Origin of the sequence: Pseudomonas oryzihabitans, assembly GCF_001518815.1 — a bacterium.
In the GTDB taxonomy this organism is placed as follows: Bacteria; Pseudomonadota; Gammaproteobacteria; order Pseudomonadales; family Pseudomonadaceae; genus Chryseomonas; species Chryseomonas oryzihabitans_E.
The window spans coordinates 4,583,774-4,604,540 of sequence record NZ_CP013987.1 but is presented as its reverse complement, the minus strand read 5'-3'; the positions used below and the strand labels follow the sequence as shown (position 1 = coordinate 4,604,540).

14 protein-coding genes are annotated in these 20,767 nt (G+C 64.4%); all 14 read right to left on the bottom strand.

Annotated features, from left to right (window positions below):
• Window position 1: 1 nt before the first annotated feature.
• Complete coding sequence (gene pelF / locus APT59_RS20970; RefSeq protein WP_059316610.1) at window positions 2-1,525, bottom strand: GT4 family glycosyltransferase PelF; 1,524 nt, start codon at window positions 1,523-1,525, stop codon at window positions 2-4.
• A complete protein-coding gene (locus APT59_RS20965; RefSeq protein WP_059316609.1) occupies window positions 1,522-2,511 on the bottom strand; it encodes a tetratricopeptide repeat protein in 990 nt (329 codons plus the stop codon). The genes pelF and APT59_RS20965 overlap by 4 nt, the downstream gene beginning before the upstream one ends.
• Window positions 2,489-3,862: a PelD GGDEF domain-containing protein gene (locus tag APT59_RS20960; protein ID WP_059316608.1), complete on the bottom strand. Its 1,374-nt coding sequence runs from the start codon at window positions 3,860-3,862 to the stop codon at window positions 2,489-2,491. The genes APT59_RS20965 and APT59_RS20960 overlap by 23 nt, the downstream gene beginning before the upstream one ends.
• Window positions 3,862-4,377 carry a hypothetical protein gene (locus tag APT59_RS20955; RefSeq protein WP_059316607.1) on the bottom strand — a complete coding sequence of 172 codons (516 nt, stop codon included), beginning with the start codon at window positions 4,375-4,377 and terminating at the stop codon, window positions 3,862-3,864. The genes APT59_RS20960 and APT59_RS20955 overlap by 1 nt, the downstream gene beginning before the upstream one ends.
• Before the next feature lie 22 nt (window positions 4,378-4,399).
• Window positions 4,400-7,996 carry a tetratricopeptide repeat protein gene (locus APT59_RS20950; protein WP_059316606.1) on the bottom strand — a complete coding sequence of 1,199 codons (3,597 nt, stop codon included), beginning with the start codon at window positions 7,994-7,996 and terminating at the stop codon, window positions 4,400-4,402.
• On the bottom strand, window positions 7,977-10,727 hold the full coding sequence (locus APT59_RS20945; protein WP_059316605.1) for a bifunctional glycoside hydrolase 114/ polysaccharide deacetylase family protein: 2,751 nt from the start codon (window positions 10,725-10,727) through the stop codon (window positions 7,977-7,979). The genes APT59_RS20950 and APT59_RS20945 overlap by 20 nt, the downstream gene beginning before the upstream one ends.
• A gap of 335 nt (window positions 10,728-11,062) precedes the next feature.
• Window positions 11,063-12,175: a polysaccharide biosynthesis/export family protein gene (locus APT59_RS20940; protein ID WP_059316604.1), complete on the bottom strand. Its 1,113-nt coding sequence runs from the start codon at window positions 12,173-12,175 to the stop codon at window positions 11,063-11,065.
• Window positions 12,176-12,459: 284 nt separating this feature from the next.
• The gene (locus tag APT59_RS20935) at window positions 12,460-13,494 is read right to left on the bottom strand and encodes a glycoside hydrolase family 5 protein (RefSeq protein ID WP_059316603.1); all 1,035 of its coding nucleotides are present in this window, start codon (window positions 13,492-13,494) and stop codon (window positions 12,460-12,462) included.
• 30 nt (window positions 13,495-13,524) lie between these two features.
• Window positions 13,525-14,796, bottom strand: a complete 1,272-nt coding sequence (locus tag APT59_RS20930; protein WP_237140548.1) for a flippase — start codon at window positions 14,794-14,796, stop codon at window positions 13,525-13,527.
• Between the two features lie 55 nt (window positions 14,797-14,851).
• A complete protein-coding gene (locus tag APT59_RS20925; RefSeq protein WP_059316602.1) occupies window positions 14,852-16,129 on the bottom strand; it encodes a hypothetical protein in 1,278 nt (425 codons plus the stop codon).
• Between the two features lie 83 nt (window positions 16,130-16,212).
• A complete protein-coding gene (locus APT59_RS20920; protein ID WP_059316601.1) occupies window positions 16,213-16,953 on the bottom strand; it encodes a WecB/TagA/CpsF family glycosyltransferase in 741 nt (246 codons plus the stop codon).
• Window positions 16,946-17,821, bottom strand: coding sequence for a glycosyltransferase family 2 protein (locus APT59_RS20915; protein WP_059316600.1), 876 nt, complete (start codon window positions 17,819-17,821; stop codon window positions 16,946-16,948). Before APT59_RS20915 ends, APT59_RS20920 begins: the two co-directional genes overlap by 8 nt.
• Window positions 17,822-18,025: 204 nt before the next feature.
• Window positions 18,026-20,242 (bottom strand): polysaccharide biosynthesis tyrosine autokinase, encoded by a 2,217-nt coding sequence (locus tag APT59_RS20910; protein ID WP_059316599.1) that lies wholly within the window; start codon window positions 20,240-20,242, stop codon window positions 18,026-18,028.
• 15 nt (window positions 20,243-20,257) lie between these two features.
• Window positions 20,258-20,695, bottom strand: coding sequence for a low molecular weight protein-tyrosine-phosphatase (locus APT59_RS22310; protein WP_082696400.1), 438 nt, complete (start codon window positions 20,693-20,695; stop codon window positions 20,258-20,260).
• Window positions 20,696-20,767 lie beyond the last annotated feature (72 nt).

The following is a 20,767-nucleotide window of genomic DNA, read 5'->3' as shown; positions in this document are numbered from 1 at the left end:
GTCAGAGGCTCCTCCCGATGGCGTCCTGGTAGAGCTCGCGATAGCGTTCCAGCATCAGCGGCTCGGTGTAGTAGCGATTGACCCGGGCCAGGCCCGTGCGCTGGGCAGCCTGCCAGCGACCGGGGTTGCGCAGCAGGGCGAGGATGGCACGGGCGGTGGCCTGGGGATCGGCGATGGCGACCACGCTGCCACCGGTGCCCAGGGCCCGGTCCTCGGGAATCGAGCCTTCGATCAGCTCACGGCAGGAACCCACGTCGCTGCTCACCACCGGCACGCCAGCCGCCCAGCCTTCGAGGATCACCAGTGGCTGGGCCTCGCTGATGGAGGTCAGCACCATGAGGCCGAGCTTGGGCAGGATGTCGCCAATCTTCTGGAAGCCGAGGAATTTCACCTTGCCCTCCAGGCCCAGGCTGGTGACCAGGCTGTGGCATTCGGCGGCGTATTCCTCGTCTTCGTCTTCCGGGCCGACCACCCAGGCCTCTGCCTCGGGCATGGCACTGATCACCCCGCGCATGGCGCGGATGAAGGTCTTGACGTCCTTGATCGGCACCACCCGGCCAAGCAGCCCGACCACTGGCGGTACGCCTTCCGGGCGGCGCTCCAGGGCGTCCTGCCACTGGGTGAGGCTGATGCCGTTGGGGATCACCCGGCAGCGCGCGGGATCGGCGCCGTCCTGGATCTGCCGGCGGCGGTTGCCGTCGTAGAGCGAGATGATCGGATCGGCCGCCTTGTAGGTGAGCAGGCCGATACGTTCGAAGAAGCGGATCCACAGTCGGCGGATGTAGCTGACATCCACGTCCAGCCCGGTGCGCAGGGCTTCGTCCGGCCCTTCGGCGATCCACTTGGCCTGGGCCAGGTCGATCTTGCGTTCCTTGGTGTAGATGCCGTGCTCGCTGAGCAGGAAGTTGCAGCCCCAGCGGCGCTGCAGGATGGCGCCGAGCATGCCGGCATAGCCGGTGGAAATGGAGTGGATCATCCGTGGCCGGGGCAAGCGGCGCGCGGCTTCGGCCAGCATCAGCAGGGGCGCCTGCATGGCGCGCAGGGTCCAGAGGTAGTCGACGAAGGAGGGGTCGGTGCAATAGCGCTCGTAGCCCTCGGTGATGGCTTCCCAGCTGGCGCGGCTGTACATGAAGTCGTCCAGGTTCACGCTGCCCTGGGCGAAGGCGTCCACCAGGGCATCGCCCTGGGCGGCGCTGGGCTCGTCGGGGTGGTGCAGGAAGGCGTGCAGATCGCGCAGCAGTTGCACCGGCGCCTGGCGCCGCGGGCTGATGGGCGCGCCCTTGGGCACCCAGGAGCCGGCCAGGAAGTGCTCCTCGATGTGCACCACGTTGGGCGGGATGGCGTAGTGGCGCTTCTCGTAGTTCTCGCGCTGGCCGCCGATGAAGAACACCGAGAAGGTCAGCTCCGGCAGGCCAAGGATCAACTGGTTGACCCAGCTCGACACCCCGCCGCGGACATAGGGCCAGGTGCCCTCCAGCAGCAGGCAGACATCGGGCGTGACGGTCGCGGCGGGGGCGTCTTTCATAACCAGTACTTCACCAGCGCGGCGAACGGCGGCCGCTTCTTCAGATCTGCCGGCAGGCTGTCGAGCAGCGCCGGGATGACCGCGTAGTCGCGGCGCAAAAAGGCGATTTCGGCGCGGAAGGGCGCCAGCTGGGCGGTCGGTACCCCAGCCGCCTCGGCCGCCTGGAAGAATTCCAGGGCGCGCTCGGGCTCGCCCTGCTCCAGGGCGATGCGGCCGGCCAGGATGCGCAGTTCTTCGTTTTCTTCACCGGCCAGGGCCAGCTCGATGTGCTCGCGCGCCTGACCCAGCACGTGGCGCAGGACGCTGCCCTGGGCCAGGCCCAGATAGGCCAGCTCCCAGTAGCCACGGGCAAGGGTGCCGTGCAGCGCCGGCTGGCGCTCGGCCGGGGTCGTGGCCAGTTCGCCGAGTTGGGTCTCGATGCGCTGGTTGATCTGGCTTTCCTGCTGGTCGAGCATCGAATAGGCGAGCAGCCGCACGTCGTCGGCTGGATCGCGCAGGGCCAGCTTGAGGATGGGGATGGCATCGCGTCCGGGCATGCGGCGAGTGGCGAAGAGGGCGGTCAGGCGTTTGTCGGTACTGGGCGCATGACGCAGGACGTCCTGCAGACCGCCGTCGCTGAACAGCATCTCCTCGCGTCGCTCCAGCGGGCGGAACGGCAGATTGGGCATGCTGCGCGCCTCCCAGGCGATCTCGCGATGCTTGCGCGGCAGATAGAGCGCCGGGAAGACCGCGGCGATCACCCCGGCCGCGCCCAGCAGCGGAATGAAGAAGGCCAGGGCGAAAAGAAAAAGCGGACTCCAGGGCAGCGGTCGCTGGTAGCGCTTGGGCAGCAGCAGCCAGGCACCGCCTGCCAGCAGGGCGCTGCCGGCGGCATGGGCGGTGGCGAAGGCCAGGGCGGCCGCCGCCACCGGCAGGTTGGCGAACAGCAGCGCCCAGCTGCTGGCCTCGAAGGCGAAGGCGCCGCTAAACAGCCACTTGCTGTTCATGCAGACCACACTCGTTGAACAGGAAGACGCGCAACTCCTGGGCGCGGGTCTTGGGCAGCAGCTCGTGTTCATGGCTGCGCACGCCCAGGCTTTCCAGGGTGCTGTCCTGACCATGGCGCTCGGCCAGCAGCTGGCGCAGGCGGCGGCGATAGCCTTCCAGGCCATCGGAGGAGGTCAGCGGCAGGAGCACCAGCAGGCAGGGGTGGCCAGCCTGATTGGTCAGGCGCAGCTGCAGGTCGAGGCCGCGGCGGCTGCCTTCCAGCAGCGCCAAGGCCCGTTCGCCACCGTCGGCCTCGGTCATCTCGAAGCAGAACAGGCAGGCGGGCAGCGCGTGCTGCTGGGCATCGCGCAGCGAGCGCTTGAGGTGCTGGGAGAACTGCTGGGCGTCATCGTCGGCCAGGGCCAGCGCCTGGGGATCGCTGCCCAGCAGGTCGGCGATGTGGCCGGCGAGGATGGTCAGCAGATTGAGGGTGCGCTCATTGAAGGAAAAGAACGGCATCTGCTCGATGGCTAGCACCGCCAGCAGCCGCTCCTCGGTATCCAGCAGCGGCACGCAGGCCTGCAGCGCCGAATGCTGGGTCTCGCCGCGTTCCAGCAGCGCCTGGCGGATGCTCAGGGTCTCGCCGCGCTCCAGGGTCAGGCGCACCAGCAGGTCGTCGGGATCGATGCCGGGCATCTCGCCCTGGCTGGCGAGGGCGCGGCGATCCACTCGGCCGTTGCCGTCGACCCGATAGAGCCCGGCTACCCGCAACGAACCGTACTGGGCCAGCAGGCCGACGATGGGCTCGGCCAGGGCCTGCAGCGCATCCTGCTCGCGCGGCACCTCGCGCAGCTGGCGACGCAGGTCCAGCAGGGAGCTGCGCAGGCTGAGGTCGTTGCCGGCGACGCGTTGCTCCAGGCGATCATGGGAGATGCGCAAGAGATGGTGGGCGCGGGTGAATTCGTCCAGGCGCAGCTGGCGATAGTCGTTGGCCAGGTCCAGCCGCTCCAGGCGACGGTCCCAGAGATCGCGGAATTCGCCTACCAGCATGGCACTGAGCAGCACGCCGACGATAAAGGACGGTGGAATCTCTTCGTAGGCCGGATAGCCCTGGCGGTGCAGGTAGAGCAGCGCCACCACCAGCAGCGCGGCGCTTACCAGGCCGCGCATGAAGCCATAGCGCACCCCCATGAGGATGGGCGCGAACACCACCCAGGGAAAGGCCAGGCCGACCATCAAGGGGTCTTCCGGCACAAGCCAGAAGCCCAGGCCCAGGGCGGCCGCCGTGACCAGCAGGGTTTCCAGCCAGGACAGGCGGCCACTGGCGCGAGGCGCCAGGGTGTAGTCCTTGTGGACGGATTGCAGGGCCATCAGCGCAGCTGCAGCTCTTGCGCGGTGCCGCGCAGGACCTTCTGCGCGGTGGCCGCCAGGCTCTCGCGCGACCAGCCGGAGCGCGCGCCGCTGTTGCTCCAGACCACCCGGCCGCTGGCCGGCTCGACCACCTGGAGGGTCACGCCCACTGCCGGTTCGCCGTCCAGGCCGTTCTTGTACTGCCACTCGTCCACGCTGCCAGTGAGCACGTATTGCAGATTCTGCTGGCGCGCCCAGTCCAGGGCTGCGCGCTGGCGCGCCTTCTCGTCATCGGTGGGATTGCCACCCTGGCTATCGTCATAGACCTGCGGGCGGATGCCACGCTCGCCGAGCACGCTGACCAGGATCTGTGCCGCGCGATCGCCGGCCATGGGCGCCTGGGCGTAGTTGGCCAGCGGCACCAGGCCCCAGCGCGCATCCTTGGGCAGGGCCTCGCCACTGGGGCGGGTAAAGCTCGAACAGCCGGCCAGTAGCACGGTGGCGACACTGGCGGCGAGCAGACGCGTGATGTTCATGAGGTCTCTCCCTTGAAACGACCTAGCGGCCGATTCGATTGCTGTATTGAATGCCCAGGGTGCTGCCGGCCTGACCGCCACTGCCCTGAGGTGCGGACTGGTAGCCGGCGGTGAACGCCAGTTCGTCGTCGCCGAGCACTGCCATGCCCAGGCCGACATTCAAACCGTAGTTGAATTCGCGCTCGGTCCACTGCCAGCCGACCAGGGTATCCACCAGCCAGGTGTACTGGGGATGGGTGCGGTTGAGCGAACCGGGAATACCGCGCCGCCAGCTGCTGCCGACATAGAGCTGACCATAGCGATCCTGCAGCAGCTGGGTGCCGCCCAGCGCCTCCAGGTCGGCCACGGTGATCTCGCCGTTCTCGCCGCTGCCGGCCAGGGGCTGCAGGTAGCGGGTGACGCTGTCGGGCAGGGTGCTGCGCGCCTTGTTCTGCTGGTAGGTGACGCCGCTGCGCACCTGCCAGGTCGGGCCTTCGAAGAAGATCATATGGCTCAGCTCCAGGTTGAAGGCGAAGCCACTGCCCAGGGCATCGCCATCGCGACTGGAATAGCGGTTGTGCGCCGCCCGCCAGCTCAGCTGGTCCCGCGGCGTGAGGTTGTGGCGGCCGGCCAGGCTGACGCTGTCGCGCCGGCCCAGGGCGCGCAGATAGCCGCTCTCGTCGGGTTGCCGGTGCCAGTCCAGCGCCGCCTCGATCTCGGTGTTGCCATCGATACGCCAGGTGCGGGCGACGCCCACGCCCAGGCGATTGCTGTCGGCACGCTGGCTGGCGTCCACGGTGGTCTCCAGGCCGCCATCGGACAGGTCTTTCAGCACCTTGAGCAGCATCTGGTGCTCGTTGCCCAGGGCGTCGGACTTGAGGCCATTGCCCTCCAGGCGATTCTGCTTGAGCTGGACATCGGCATAGACGTCATCGGCGAGGCGGCGGGCTGCGCGTACCTCGGCGCCCTGTTCGACGAGGCCGCCATAGTCGCGCCGTTCCCAGCCGGCCTGGACCCCATTGGGGGTGCGCTCGGCCTGTTCGGTGGCCTGGCGCAGCAGCTGCCGCTGGATGACCTCAGGCGGCTCGTCACCGGCGGCCGTCAGCGCCGCTGCCTGGGCATCGCCAGCGTGGCCGAGACGCTGCAGCACCTCGACGCGTTGCGCCGGATCCAGATCACCCGCCGCCAGCAATTTTTCCAGCTCGCCACGATTCTGCCGGCGCAGCACCTCTTGCAGCTGCTCGTACTGACGGACCTTCAGGCCACGGCTCTTGGCCCAGGCCAGCCATTCGCCCTTGAGGCCGTCGTCGTTGTTCTGGCTGAGGGCGTCGAGCCATTGGTCGAACCACAGCTGCAGCATGCTCGGCGAGCCGTCCTGCCAGGCGCGCGCCTGGGCCAGGGCCGCCTGGGGGCCGCGCAGGCTGGACAGCAGCCGCAGGTAGGTGGCATAGCGCTCGGGAGTGGGCGGCACTTCGTCGTTGGCGAGATGCGGCGTCACCGCCTTGCGCAGACGCAGCGCCGCGTCCTGGTGGCCGGCGGCGTCCAGGGCGTCGGCATAGGCCGCCTGGACCAGCCAGTCCTGGGGATGGGCGTCCAGATAGCGGCGATACCAGCTGAGAGCTTCCTCTGCTTCACCCAGCAGCACCAGGCCACTGCCGAAGGGCAGCCAGAGTACGTCGCTGTCACGGGCTCGACCCTTCCAGTCGCGTAGGAACGTCGCCAGCTCGGTCTGGCGATTCTGGTCGATGAGCAGCCACAGCAGGCGTTCGCGGAATCGGTCGTCGTCCGGGAAACGTTGCAGCGCCTGCCGATAACCTTCTTCGGCTTGACTGATCCGGCCGCGCTGGAAGTCGAGACCTGACCGCGCCAGCCAGACCGCGGGATTGTTGGCAGAAGCCGGCTCGCGCGCCGCACTGGCCAGCAGGCGCTCCAGCGCCGCGGTGTCCTTGAGTTGCTCGGCCCATTGCAGCGCCTGGGTCAGGCGCTCCTGGTTCCTGTGCTTCTCCCAGCTCTTTTCCAGCAGCGCCAACGCCTTGCGCGGTGCCGTACGCTGGTAGATCTCCAGCAGCCGATCCTCGTCGGTCGCTGCAAGTCCCTTGCTACTCGCAGCCAGGCGCTCGAAGGCCAACTGGGCTTCGCTATCGCGCTCCAGTTCCCAGGCCAGTTCCGCGCGCAGGCGCCAGTAGTCGTCGCCCTGCCGCTGCTTGGCCGGCAGGTGTTCGAGCACGGCCCAGGCCTCCTCCGGCTTGAACAACTTCCAGAGGGTGCCGGCCCAGGCGAGATACTCCGCATTGGTCAGCGGGAAGCGCTTGCCGAAGGCGGCCCAGGCCGCCACTTCGGCCTCGCCCTGTTCGGTACGGGCCAACAGCTGCTGCAGGCGCTCCCAGGCCAGGCGCTGTTTCGGCTGACGTTTTAGGTAGCCGCGCAGCCAGTTTTCCTCGGCCGCGGGATCGCCCAGGGATTCGTAGGCGAAGATCAGGGCATCCAGTTCGGTCTTATCCAGCTGGCGCTCCTGCGAGGCTACGTCCAGCAGCTCGACCACGGCATCGAAACGAAAGGCTCGGGCGGCCAGCTTCCAGGCATGGTCGCGCCGGGCCGGGTCGTCCTGGCGGGCGAGCAGGCGCAACCAGAGATCGAGGGCTTCGTCCACATGATCGGTCCATTCGCCCAGCTGGGCCAGCTGAGCGAGCAGTTCTTCGTCGTCGGGACGCAGCGCCAGCAGCTGCTGACCTTCTTCCCAGGCGCGCTCGGTTTCGCCGCGCGCCAGAGCCAGTCGATAGGCGGCCTCCAGCGCGGCGGGGTCGTCCGGTTGCCACTCGCGCCAGCGGTCGATGAGCCGCTGGGCCAGGTCCAGGCGGCCGCTGCCCTGGGCGGCGGCGACCCCGGCTTGCAGCCAGGCCAGGCCACTGGCGTCGGGTTGCAGTCGCGGCAGCTCCTGCTCCAGTAGAGCGGCGGCTTCGGCGCCCTGGCCGGCGGCGAGCCAGGCATCGAACGCCTGGTGCCGATAGCCCTGGCGCTGCTCGGCCGACGTGGCCAGGTCGGCCAGGCGCAGATAGAGACGCGCGGCCTCCTGTTGACGGCCACCGGCCAGACTCCAGCGCGCCGCCTGCTCCAGCCACTGCTGGCGGCGCGGCGGATCGCGCCGGGCCAGTTCGACGTAACGCTGCGCCGCCGTGGCCGGGTCGGCCAGCTGCAAGGCGCGTTCGGCCACCCGTTGCAGCTGAGGCATGCTCAGGGTCGCCACATCCAGAGCGCTCAGCCGTTGCGCCAGGCGCTCGCGATCGGCTTCGCCCAGACCCTGCGGCTGGGATTCCGCCTGGAGAATGTCCAGTTCCAGCGCATAGAAGGGCGTCGAGGCCAGGGGCTGCGGCAACAGCTGCAGCTGGCGACGCGCCTCGTCGATGCGACCCAGGGCGATCAGCTGGTCGATCAGTTTCATGCGCAGCCCGGTGTCCTCCGGGGTCGCCTTGAGCAGCACCTGGGCGTAGCTGATGGACACCTGGTCCGCCGGTTCTTCGCCGGGCAGGAACACCTGTTTGCCATGAAAGGTCAGCACCAGCACCACCGCGGTGATGAGCGCGAGCCCCAGCAGTGTCCAACCACTCAGGAGTCGGGTTTTCTTAGCCGCAGACGATCTCACCGTCACTCACTCGTGTTAGCGGAAGTTTGAACGTCCAGAGGCCAGCCTGTCCCGGCTGGCCCTTGTAGCGCTCGCGACCGACGCGGACCTCGCAGGTCGACGCCGCCCGTAGCGTCAGCTCCAGCGGGAACTGCCCGGCGAAGGCGAAGCGGATCCGGGTCGGCGACAGGTAGTCCCAGCGCTGCAGCGGGATGTTGGCCTCTTCGAGGGCGGGGGTGGGGTCGCGACTGTCGCGCAACACCAGTCGCGCCTGATCGCCGCTCAGATGGACATAGCGCCCCTGCGGCAGGTCGTGTACGCCGGCGATGCCCTGGGAGCGCTGCAGATCCGGCCAGCCCAGGCGCGGATCCAGGCGCAGGGTGCGCAGACCGTCGAGGGCCTTGATCGACCAGCTGCCGTCGGCCTCCCGGGCCAGGCTGGCGGTGTAGAAGCCATGCAGCCGACGCAGGTAGTCGCTCATCCAAAGGGACAGCGGTCGCTCGGCGGCCATGCCCTGGTAGATCTCTTCCATGACCTTGAGCGACGCCTGCTTGGTACCCGAGTAGAAGTGATAGTAGAGGTTCAGGCCGCGCAGCCGCCGCGGGTGTTCGGTACGTTCGAAGGTATAGAGCAGATCGCGAAAGCCGTAATAGGGGCCGCGCCAGAGGTTGGTGTAGACGTTCTCGTTGATGATGGGCGCATAGAACTGCAAGCCGCCCGGTGTGGGGCGGATGAAGGGATAGAGTCCACTCACCGAAGGCTGGGCGCGGGTGATGTGCGAGTTGCCGCCGTTCACGTTGAGCAGGCCATTGTCGTAGGCGAGCTTGAGGGTGGCGGCGTCCGGCTGGGCATCACCGGACCAGAACACCATCTTCACCGGCTTCTGCGGCGTGGTCAGCCGTTCGTTGATGTAGCGCGTCGAACCGACGATCTCCCGGGTGAAATCGATCTTGTCGTAGCCGGGGATCTGCATCATGTAGCCGTACTGGGCTTCGAAGTTCTCGCTCTGCTCGGAGACCGCCGGTTGCCAGAAGAACGGGTGGCTGAAGGTATGGGTGGCCACCTCCACCTTGGGATCGGCGAACAGTCGACGGGCGATGGGCTCCAGCTGTGCGGTCAGCTCCGGGTAGCGGCCCTTGGGGCCGACCTCGCCCTCGATGATCGACGCCGAGGTCAGAAAGGGATGCGGCTGGATGAACCGCTCCAGCACGATCTGACCGGCATAGGGCGCGCCGGGTACTTCGGCCTTGGACGGGAAGGCGTCACCGTCGATATGCACCGTGGCGATCCGGCGGCCGTTTTCCGTGGTCGGGTCGGGCACCGGCAGGGGGGGGAGCTGCAGCGCCTTGGCGGTGAAGACGAAGGGGTCGATGATCCAGCGACTGGCTTCGGGGCCATCTTCCATCACGTAGGGAGTGAAGGCGAAACCGCCCCAGCTGGCCACACCCATGGGCACGAAGCTCTCACCCTGGCCGGCGAGGGTGACGACCGGGGTCGGTCCGCCCGGCAGCGTCTGCACGGCGGGCAGGCCACGGGTCCGCAACTTGACCGGCGCCTCGAAGTTGCCGGCGAGGGCAGGGTCCGCCACCTTCAGCGTCAGGTTGTCGGGCAGGGGCTTGCGACTGACACCCAGGCCCAGCCGCTTGAGCAGGGCTTCGTTGTCCAGCGGCAATCCACCAAGAATCAGCAGCGGCGTCTTTTCGTCCAGGCGCTGGCTGATCCAGTCGCTGAAGGCCCGCGAGTCGGTCGGCGGGCCACTGGTCATCCAGACCACCACGCCAGCGTAGAGGGCACTGGGCCAGGTGGCCGGTAGCGGCTTGGAGGCGTCGAAATAGTCCAGTCGATAGCCCTGATATTCCAGAGCGCTGCCCAGGAAGCGGTGCACCGCCGATTGCCGCAGGGCGCCTTCGCGACCGTCGTAGAGCAGCGCCAGGCGCCGTGGCTGCAGGGCGACCGAGCTGATGCCCAGGGTATTGAGATCGGGGGTGGTGATGTAGGGCACGTACCCTTCGTCGCGCAGCCGCTTGGCCAGCTGTCGAGCCTCGTCGCGCTGCTCCGGCGGCAGGTATTCAATGGCGATGACCGGGATACCAGCACTGCGGGCCGCCTCGATTCGCGGCTTGAGCCACTCGCGATCCTGGGCGCTGACCGGACGATAGACCTTCTTGCCCGCATCCCAGCCTGCATAGATGGACTCCATCGCCATGGCCGCGGCAACGCCTGGCAGTTCCGGTTGCACCTCGAAGCCGCGATTGAAGAACAGCTTGAGTGCGGGCTGGCGGCGATGCAGCTCGGCGAGCAGGCTTTTCAACGCCAGCCGCTGAGCGTCCCGCTGGTCTTCCGCGACCAGCTGAAAGCTGTCGAGGGTATCCAGAAAGAGTCCGGTATAGCCGGCCTTGGCCAGCTCGGCGGCCCGCCCGAGCAGATGATTCCGCCAGACCGGAGAGGCCAGATCCATCACCTGGCTCCCCCAGGCCTTGTTGGCCACCGGACTGGCGCCGGCACTGAGGCCAGCCTTTTGCAGCGCGGCGGCGTCTCCGGCGAACTCACCGATGGACAGGTAGGCGAATGGCTGGGCGCCGGCTTCCCGCAGGGTGCGGACATCGTCAGCGCCGGCGTGCCCGGGTTCTAGGACTACCCAGTCGAACTGGGCCAGTTCGGAGATCGGTGGTTTTTCCGCGTACCAGAAAGCCACGCTGGCTGGCGCAGCCAGGGCCGTGCCCATGAAGGACAGATAGCCCAACAACCACATTGTCAGCTTGCGCCACCCACCGAAGCGGGGCACCGCCCTTGTTGCCTTGCCTGACGCCACACCCAGTCCTTACACGAGCCGACTTCGCTATCAGGGTAGCTACATTACGCAAAAGCGTGACGAAAAACTGTCGCTGCCAAGCTGAGTGGCAGTAAAACCGGGATAAATAGGTATCGAGATAAGTAATGCCCTGCCTGGAAAATCGTCTAGCTAGAGGTTTTCAGGCGGGAAGAATAAAGAGGGTATGAGGCGGGGATAAGAGAGGGGTGGAGCGAAAAGTCAGAGAAATTGCCGTCATGCGCGGCGGTAACCGGCATGACGGCAAGCGGGCACTATTACTTGAAGCTGCTGTTCAGGCTGGCGCTGGAGGAGAGGACGTTGGTGGAACCCAGCAGTTGGCTGACGAAGCGGTTCCAACGGGTGATACCGGCCGGGCCGACGAAGACCACGTCCTGCGGCTGCAGATGGAAATTCTGCGCCAGCACGTAGGCGGTGGGGTTCTTGGCCGCCAGGTGGAAGACCTGGGCAGTGGCGCCCGGAGCCTTCAGGTCTTCCGGGCCACGGATGACGTAGACGGCATCGGCGTTGGCGGTTTCCTGCTGGATGCCACCGGCCTGGCTCAGGGCTTCCATCAGGTTCAGGTTGGTGATCTTGTAGCTGACCGCGGACGGCGTGCGGACTTCACCGACCACATAGACCTTGCGGGCATCGTTGTAGGGCAGGTGGATGCTGTCACCGTCCTTCAAGTAGATGCCGTACAGCTTGGAATCCTTGCGGTTCAGGCTGTCGGTATCCAGGCGGTATTCCTTGCCGTCGCGAACCAGGGTCACGCCGGTCAGGTCGGCACCACCGGTGTTGGCCACGCCAACCTGGCCCAGGGCTTCCACCAGGGTGATGGGCTTGGTGGTCAGCGGAATGGCATCGCCCTTGTTCACGGCACCGGAGACGGTGACCTTCTGGCTGCCGAACTTCAGCACGCTGACGTCGATCTGGGGATTGTCGATGAAGGTGGCCAGACGGCGGGAGATATCGGTGCGGATCTCTTCCAGGGTCTTGCCGGCGGCGCGCACGGTGCCGACGTAGGGGTAGAACAGGGTGCCATCCGGACGGACCAGGCGACCGTTGGCTTCCAGCTGCTGCTGGGCGCCGGACGGAGCGGTCAGTTCGGGGTGATCCCAGACGGTGATGTAGAGCAGGTCGCTCGCACCGACGCGGTAAGCCTGCGGCTTGTAGTCCAGCAGGGGCTTGAGGTCGGGAGCCTTGGACAGGGCCGCGGAATCCTGGCTCATCAGCAGCGAGCTAGTGATCGGGATCAGCTGGACCTTGGTGCCCTGGATGCTTGGATCGCTCTTCAGGTCGTCCTGGTCCAGGTACTGACCCGGGGAGTAGGCACAACCCTGCAGGACGATGCCGGACAGCAAGGCCAGAGCGGTAAATTTGGTTTTCATGTCATTCGTCCTTGATTGCTGATTGAGTGTGAGCAAGAGGAATAAATCGGAAGGTAGAAGCAACGAGCCGGTTATTCATGGTGTTCCTTCGCGAGACTTGGCGGTCTTCGACAGTGGACCGGGTTCCATGCGGCTGGCCTATCCAGTGTGCGAGTGAGCTCGGGTCCCAGCTTGTAGTTGTACGAGCACCTGAGTCTGCTGGTCTGAGACTGGCCTTTAGCCATCGAGTTCAGCGCGTCAGAGGCGGAAAAAGGTGACGCGGTTCGAAATCTGTCGCTTCTCCGCTACCGAGGTCCGATGACCTGGCAGTCATGTTTGTGCAGGTGCTTTTCCAGCAGCGCGGTCTGCGGCTTTTCCGTACCGTTCTTGGGCTCGATGGCCAGGGGGTAATCGCCCCAGCCCGGACCGGCTGCCCAATAGGCACTGGGTACGCATTGTTCGCCCAGATAGCTCAGCAGATTGTCCATGGCTTCGAGCCATTGTGGGTGTGCAGGTATCCCATATTCGCCAATGAAACCGCGCAAATTGTGCTGTTTCAGCCACTCGATGAAGGGTCGGGTCCTTTCCACCCCGATCATGGGATGGACGCCCTTGGTGCCAGAGGCGTAGTTGCCGCTGGAATCTTCATCGAAATAGATATGGGCCTCATAGATGAGGTTGTCTGCCGGATCCTTGATCAGCAGGTCGCCGTTCACCTGGGGCCAGCGCTGGGCGCTGGACCAGCTGTCGCCGGCGATGAAGATCGGGGTCTGCATGTCGAGGCTGCGAATGCTGTCCACCGCCGTCTGCGCGGCCCGTGGCCAGAGCCCCTGGGTATCATGGGGCTCGTTCATGACGTCGTAGCCGTACAGCGCCGGATGCTTCTGGAAGGTCTGGGCCAGGCGCTTCCAGGCGTCGGCATAGCTGCTATAGGGCACCTGCGGCGAACCGATCAGCTGGCCGCGATAGCGCGCATAGTTGTGCATGTCCAGGATCACCCGGATGCCGTACTTGTCGGCGAAATCCAGGGTGCGCTTGAGCAGGGCGACCTGTGCCTGATCCAGTTCGCCGCCGAGTTGGGGCTGCACCCGCTCCCAGAGGAAGGGGAAACGGATGAAGCGGATCCCCTTGGCGCTGTAGCGGCGGAAGTAATCCTCGGTGGGATAGAAGTAGTTGGTACCTTCCACGCCAGGTAGAACCTGACCAGCGAAGCCGGCGGCCGACATGTTGATGCCGATGAGATCCACCTTGGCTGTCGCTGGCTCTGCCTGAGCCTTGCCATAAAGCGCCGCGGACAGTAATGCGGTGGCCAGCAGGCCACGACCGATACGACGTTTCACTCGTGACACGGACAGCACCTCTATATCCATTCAAGGGGTCTGTTGATAAACCGGCGTCTGCACCAGGGGCGCGGTGCGACGGGCGAAATATTCCAGGGCCAGGTAGTCCACGGTCACCCGCACCGTCCAGGCGATGGCGGCGCCCATGATGGAGAAGTGCTGGATGCAGACCACCAGCAGGCCCAGATAGGGCAGCAGTTCGGCCAGGTGGATCATCGCCGTGGTGCGCGAATGACCCCGGGCCTGGATCTTGGCGAAGGGAATCTGCGCCAGGGCGTTGAAGATGAAGCCCACCGCGAGGATGCGCAAGATCTGCGCCGCATCGCCGCCATACTCGGGACCCATCCAGACGGTCATGATCCAGGGCGCGAGAAGCAGGATCGGCAGCACCATCGCCAGGCTGATGAGCAGCAGGCCCCAGAAGGCCTTGTTGGCCTGGCGGGCGGCATCGCTACCACTCTTGCTCAGCAGCGGGAACACCACCCGGGCCACGGCGTTGGGGATGATCAGCATCCGCGAGACCGCCTCGGCGGGAGCGGTGTAGAAGGACACCCGGCTGGCGCCCACCATGTGCGAGAGCACGAAGCGGTCGAAGTAGACCATCAGCGGACTGATGATGTTGCTCACCGTCATCCAGCTGCCGAATCTCAGCAGTTCCTTGAATACCTCGACCTTGAAGGTGCGGATGCCTTCGGGGAAATCCTTGTGCAGCGGCCAGTAGGCCAGCGCCATGGACACCACCCGCGCCAGCACCAGGCCGATCACCGTGGCGGAAAAGCTCGGCTCGATCAGCACGGCGATCAGCGGCGCGATCGCCAGCAGGCTGTTGGAGAAGGTCCGCAGGATATTGAATTCGCCGAAGCGCTCGTTGCCCTCCAGGTAGGCGAACCAGACCGTGGCCAGCAGGAAGGGCGGCACGCACAGGCTCAGCCAGCGAAAGCCGGCGACGGCGTTGTCGAAATGCTCGGGCGAGACGTGCAGCAGACTCACCACCTTGCCTGCGCCGAACCACAGCAGCAGGGTCGCCAGCAGACTCAGGCCGATGACGGCGCCGGTAGCCGTGCCCATGACCAGCCGGTTGAGCGGCTTGTCGCCATGGTGCATGGCGATGGCACGAATCACCGCGCGCGACAGACCGGCATCGAACAGCGTCGCATAGCCGACGATGGCGAAGGCCAGGGTGAAGAGACCGAACTGCTCGACGCCCAGCAGGCGCGACAGCACGCCCATGGTGGGCAGCGCGATGGCACTGGGGATGATGACACCCAGGATGTTCCAGGTGCTGTTTTTGATCATCGACATCGTGGGGGTGAAAACTCCTTGGGGCCGCCCGGCAGACGCCGGGCGGCACGAGGGATCAGACCGGGCGGGCCAGCTGGCTGCTCGGGCGCGGGTAGGGGCTGCTGACGTAGGTCTCCTGGACGGGAGCGGAGCTGTAGTGGTGCAGCGCGCGCAGGGCCTGGATCACCATCAGGTAGCAGATGGTGGCCTGCAGGTACTCGAAGAAGCCGGCCAGCGGCCAGATCACCAGCTGGGCCAGGGTGGCGGTCACCACGAAGCCGGTATCGGGGTGCAGCATCTTCGCCCAGCGATAGTAGAGGAACAGCGAGACCGGGACGATGATGAAGGCCAGGAAGCCGAAGCGGAACAGGGTACCGAACACGCCCACGTCGGACAGGAAGAAGTACTCGCCGAAGTAGGGGATGAAGCCGTTGTTCCACATCAGCGACAGCGAGCCGCTGGGCAACCAGTGATTCTGGCTGAGGTGGGAGAAGATGTAGCCGATGGTCTGCTCGCGCACGCCGTCGGTGGGGCCGTCTTCTACCGACTGGGCATAGAAGTCCAGATTCAGCCCCAGCACCTTCATCAGGTCGGGGAAGATGAAGAAGGGCGACAGCAGCAACGCCGACACACAGATCCAGACGATCGACTTGCTCTTCAGGCAGAACACCGTGAAGCACAGCGCCAGCACGATCAGCTGCCGGGTCTGGGTACCGAACACCAGGGTCAGCAGGAAGACCATGGCCAGCACGATGTGGATGGTCTTGCTGCGCGGCGAGCCATCGATCGGCGAGATGCCCTTGTTCCAGGTCTGGATGCAATAGAAATAGGCCAGGCACAGGGCGGGTGCCCCGATGGAGGAGCGATCCGGACGGTCGAAGGACGACTGCTTGTCACGCAGGTCGGGCAGGACGCCGAACTTGAACATCCAGGCCATGACGGCGGCCAGCAGTGCCGTGATCAGCAGGGCCTTCTCGAATTGCGAGGCGCTCATGTTACGCCCCAGGAACATCAGGGTGGCGAAGCCGAAGCTGAACAGGATCCGCCGTTCTTCGATCAGGCCGTAGAACAACGGCTGGCCATAGAACAGGAAGGAAAAGATCGCCGGCAGCCCGATGAAGACCACCGACGAATAGACGGCGTAGGTCATCAGGATCTTGAATTCACGCTGCTGGGTGCCAATGCTGGTCAGCAGGTAGAAGAAGGTGAAGGCCATGCAGATGGCCAGATACAGCTCGTTCAGATAGAGAATGCCGACCGGGTTGTGCGGGCTTTCGCCGAACACGTCCAGATGCAGGATCAGCAACGGGATCAGGAGAACGAAGGAAACGGTACTTTTACGGAGAATGCTCATAGACCTACCCATCCAGACGGGACCACCGGACAGTTGGTCCGGTGGTCATCTTCCTTGCGGCCAAGAAACTGCGAAGCAGCCTCTCAGGTGCGTCGACTGCTGCGTTCCTTGAGATAGATGGGCAGGATGCTCAGGGCATCGTGCACGTAACGCTTGGCCAGACGCTTGGGCTCCGAACACAGCCGATGCAGCCACTCCAGTCTGGCCTTCTGCATCCAGCGCGGCGCCCGTTTGACGGTGCCGACGGCGAACAGGATGGAGGCCCCGATGCACAGGCCGACACCGGTGCGCTTGCTGCTGTCGATCTGGCGGGCCAGCTTTTCCTGACGCGGGGCACCCACGGCATAGAGGATGAACTCGGAGGGGTTGCGCATCACGAAATCGACGCATTTCTGCGTTTCCAGCGGGTCGTTGATGAAACCCATCGGCGGGTTGTAGTGCGCCAGCTGTATATGGGGATACATCCGCCGCAGCTTGCCCACGTCACTCTCGCTCGAGCCGATCAGCACCACCGACAGGTGCTCGTCGTTGGCCTTGCGCAGGATGCTCAGGGTGAGGTCACTGCCAGTGATGACCTCGGGCACGGCGACGCCCAGCGACTTGAGGATGGGCATCAGGATGCGGCTGTCGCAGATGCGCTTGCCGGCCCGCTGATAGGACTCGCGCATGTCCGCATTGCTCTGCAGCTGCACGACATGGTCGATGTTCGGCGTGACGATATAGCTGTAGGGCCGGTGGATGTCCTGGTCGATGGCGTTCATCAACTCGTCTTTGGTACCGGTGAAGAACTCGATACCGAACGCTTGGGTGCTTAGGCTAGACATGCATCGTCGCTCCCTTGAAGGCGCCCTTGACTCCGGACCAGGCCAGTTTCGGATGCTTGAATTCCTTGAGCACGGTGATGCCGGACAGCAGCACCGCGGACACCAGTGCATAGGAGGTGCCGTGGAATTTGCGATTGAACCGGGTCGCCGCGCGATTGCGGAAATAGTGATAGAAGGCGCTGCGTCCGCCCGAGCTCATGGAGCCGTAGTGGAAAAGATGGCTCGTGCGCGAAACCTTGAGCACGACGCCCTTGCGCTTGGCCTGGTGCTGCCAGTCCACTTCTTCGGAGTACATGAAGTACGCCTCGTCCATGAACCCGATCTCGGTCAGCAGGCTGGCGCAGAAGGCCATGCTGCACCCCATGATGTAGTCGGGTTCACGGTCCAGCGTGGAGATGTCGCTGACGGCGATGTCCTTGCCCAGCAGCTTGGACTTGCCCAGCAGCGGATAGAGGATGCCGCCGCCATAGCATTCCAGGCGACCGGTCTGGGAGCTCAGGATCACCGAGCCGACGATCGTCCTGGGTGCGCGTTGCAGCTCGGCCAGCAGCGGAGCGAAGGCATCGTCCTTGACGTAGGCGTCGTTGTTGACGACCCAGAAATGCTTGACCGGCAGGTTGTCCAGCGCCCAGCGCATGCCGTAGTTGTTGCCGCCGGCGTAGCCGTCGTTGCGCGGACTGGCGAGCACGGTGACCTGGCTCAAGCCATGGTCGGCCTGCCAGCGCTGCAGGACGTCGATGGAGACGTCCTGGGAATCATTGTCCACTACCACCACATGATCGATGGACGGACAGTGCTTGAGGATGCTCTCCACGCAACTGATGGTTTCGTTGGGAGCCTTGTAGTTAAGCACCATGACTACGTTCATTGGCGTGTTCCTGTTCTTCAGAATCATCAATCCGGTACAGCGTCGAGATCCAAGGCTGCCAAGCGTGGCCGGGTTCCAGATCGAACCCTTCGAATTCGCTGTGTTAGGTAGTTTCTTGTCGTTCGATGCGCCTGTACGAATACTGCCGCGATCCCTGAAGGGATTGGCTGGACGGCGGTCAGGCCGCCCAGCCGGGGTACTGCATCAGCTCTGGCTACCCTGCTCATAGGAGTAGTGGTAGTTGCCGTAGGAGCCATAGTTGCTGGCCTTGCGCTCCACGGCGTTGAAGATCACACCCTTGAGCGGAATGCCGTTGAGGTCGAAGCGGCGCTTGGTCGCTTCCAGCTCCTTGACACTGTTCACGCCGAAACGTGCGACGATCAGGCTGGTACCGGCGTGGCTGCCGATGATGCCCGCCTCGGTCACTGCCAGGATCGGCGGGGTGTCGATGATCACGATGTCGTACAGCTCGCTGAATTTCTTCAGCACGGTGGTGAATCTCAGGCTCATCAGCAGTTCCGACGGGTTCGGCGGGAACTGGCCGCAAGAGACGAAATCCAGGCTGCCGACTTCGGTCTTCTTGATGGCATCGTTCAGGGCGATACGGCCACTGAGCAGATCGGACAGGCCGTCCTGCTGCTTGGTGTTCATCAGCTTGTGCAGGTAGCCCTTGCGCATGTCGCCGTCGATCAGCAGCACGCGTTGACCGGACTCGGCGATTACCGCAGCCAGGTTCGAGGACACGAAGGACTTACCGACGCCCGGGCTGGGACCGGAGATCATCAGGATGTTGTTCTTGGCCTCGATCATGGCGAAGTGCAGGCTGGTACGCAGGCTACGCAGCGCCTCGGTGCTCAGATCGGTCGGATGGGTAAGGGCGGTCAGCGAGGATTCGCCCGGCTTCTTGGTGCCCAGTACCTTGGTGGTATCCGCCTGGTTCTTGCTGTAGGGAATCGAGGCGTATACCGGCAGGCCGATCTGCTCGATGGCTTCCGGGGTCTCGACACCGCGACGCAGGGTGTGGCGGGTGTAGACGATGGCCAGGCCGACGATGCCGCCCAGGATGATGGCGACGGCGATGATCAGCGGCTTGTTGGGGGCCGAAGGATCGTCGACGTTGGCGTTGGCATTGTCGATGATGCGGACGCTACCCACGGTACCGGCGCGAATGACTTCCAGCTCCTGGGCCTTGTTCAGCATCAGGGCGTAGGTCTGACCAGTCACCTCGATGTCGCGGTTCAGGCGCAGCAGTTCCTGCTGGGTTTCCGGCAGCACTTCGACGCGCTTCTGCAGCTTGGCACGCTCAGCTTGCAGCTGACCCAACTGGCTCATCAGCGCCTGGTAGGCCGGGTGCTGACGAGTGAACTTGCGGTCCATCTCGGTGCGCTTGAGGTTCAGCTCGGAGATCTGGTTATCCAGGGAAACGGTCTGTTCCAGGACGCCCTTGGTCTCGCTGTCGATGTCGACCGACTTCTTGTTGGTCTGGTAGTAGTTCAGCGCGGACTGGGCCTTTTCCAGGTCGGATTTCACCACCGGGATCTGGGCGCGCAGGAACTCCAGGCTCTGGGTCGATTCGGCAGCGTTGCGATCGATGTTCTGCTGAACATAGATGTCCGCCACTTCCTGGACGATGGCCTGGGCCTTCAGCGGATCCGGATCCTGCAGGCCGACGCCGATGATGCCCGACATCTTGCCGCGTTCACCGGCCACGATACGGCCCTGGTATTCCTGGATGGTCTTGGAGAAGCGCTTCTTGGTAATGGTGAACTCGGTACCCGGACGCGCTTGCAGGGTAGCGACCTTGATCTGGTAGCCGGCGTTATTCACGGGCTGACCAACGCCACCGTGCAGCACCACTTCGTCATCGGCGTTGAAGACGGTGAAGTTCTGATTGTCCTCGACCTTCAGCTTCATCGGCTTGTCGAGATTGCTGTCAGGTACTTCCAGCTGATCGATGACCAGTTTCTCGCCGCCCCAGGCGAAGCTGTTCAGGCCGAGCAGGGGGGAGGCGACGTCGGTGTCATTCTGCGGCTCGAAGCGACGGGCGACGAAGTTGCCGATCATCGGGAAATAACGCGGCTTGACCTCGATATCCAGCTTGAGGTTCTCGATCGCCTTGCCGATCACCGAGCGCGACTTGAGCAGCTCGATCTCGGTCACCGCCTCGGGCATGGGCGGCGGCATGCCGGTGGACGTATCGGTCAGTCGGGTAACGCCCTTCTTTTCCAGTTCGATCTGGATCATGGCGTTGGATGAATACATCGGGGTGGCCAATATGGCGTAGCCAATACCGAGCGCGGCGAAAATACCGATTACCGACAGGAGTTGCCATTTGTAATCGATCAACATACCAAAGAGTGCGGAAAAGTTAATATCCGACTCGTTCTTAACTTCGGGAGTAAAGCGAGGCATCGTAGTCATGAAATTCCTTCTTCCCTATTTGATGTATGGAAGCCAACTGTCTACACAGCGCGTCAAAAGTATGTGCACATTTTGAAACATCTCTTTAGAAAGGCGATAAGGGTCTGGTACTTCTTGATTGCTCAACCATTTCCCGATCAGAAAAACCTTACCCCTGACTTCAGGAGCAATACTTTCGACGGAGCGTGAGTGAAACTCTTCCATGGTCAAAATCAAATCCGCCTTGCGCAGCATTTCCGCATCCGCTTGGCGAGCTTTGTGGGTAGTGGAATCGATACCGTTTTCCCGGAGTACCTCCTGTGCAGTCTTCTCAATGCCATGACCAACCAGCGCCCTGATACCAGCGGAGCTGACCTGGACGTCACGGCCTTCCAGTGCCTTGGCCAGTAGTGCTTCTGCGACCGGGCTGCGGCAGATGTTCCCTTCGCATACAACCAATATTGACTTGATCATTCTTCAAAACCTTCCTGTTGTCCGGACAACAGGTATCGACGGCAGATAGCCCAGCAATGGCCTGTCTTCAGG

Bases quoted from the DNA above. Each gene is read 5' to 3' on its own strand.
- APT59_RS20940 (WP_059316604.1), bottom strand. From the start codon at position 12,175: ATGAAAACCAAATTTACCGCTCTGGCCTTGCTGTCCGGCATCGTCCTG.
- APT59_RS20945 (WP_059316605.1), bottom strand. From the start codon at position 10,727: ATGTGGTTGTTGGGCTATCTGTCCTTCATGGGCACGGCCCTGGCTGCG.
- APT59_RS20910 (WP_059316599.1), bottom strand. From the start codon at position 20,242: ATGACTACGATGCCTCGCTTTACTCCCGAAGTTAAGAACGAGTCGGAT.
- APT59_RS20960 (WP_059316608.1), bottom strand. From the start codon at position 3,862: ATGGCCCTGCAATCCGTCCACAAGGACTACACCCTGGCGCCTCGCGCC.
- APT59_RS20915 (WP_059316600.1), bottom strand. From the start codon at position 17,821: ATGAACGTAGTCATGGTGCTTAACTACAAGGCTCCCAACGAAACCATC.
- APT59_RS20920 (WP_059316601.1), bottom strand. From the start codon at position 16,953: ATGTCTAGCCTAAGCACCCAAGCGTTCGGTATCGAGTTCTTCACCGGT.
- APT59_RS22310 (WP_082696400.1), bottom strand. From the start codon at position 20,695: ATGATCAAGTCAATATTGGTTGTATGCGAAGGGAACATCTGCCGCAGC.
- APT59_RS20955 (WP_059316607.1), bottom strand. From the start codon at position 4,377: ATGAACATCACGCGTCTGCTCGCCGCCAGTGTCGCCACCGTGCTACTG.
- pelF (WP_059316610.1), bottom strand. From the start codon at position 1,525: ATGAAAGACGCCCCCGCCGCGACCGTCACGCCCGATGTCTGCCTGCTG.
- APT59_RS20930 (WP_237140548.1), bottom strand. From the start codon at position 14,796: ATGTCGATGATCAAAAACAGCACCTGGAACATCCTGGGTGTCATCATC.
- APT59_RS20965 (WP_059316609.1), bottom strand. From the start codon at position 2,511: ATGAACAGCAAGTGGCTGTTTAGCGGCGCCTTCGCCTTCGAGGCCAGC.
- APT59_RS20925 (WP_059316602.1), bottom strand. From the start codon at position 16,129: ATGAGCATTCTCCGTAAAAGTACCGTTTCCTTCGTTCTCCTGATCCCG.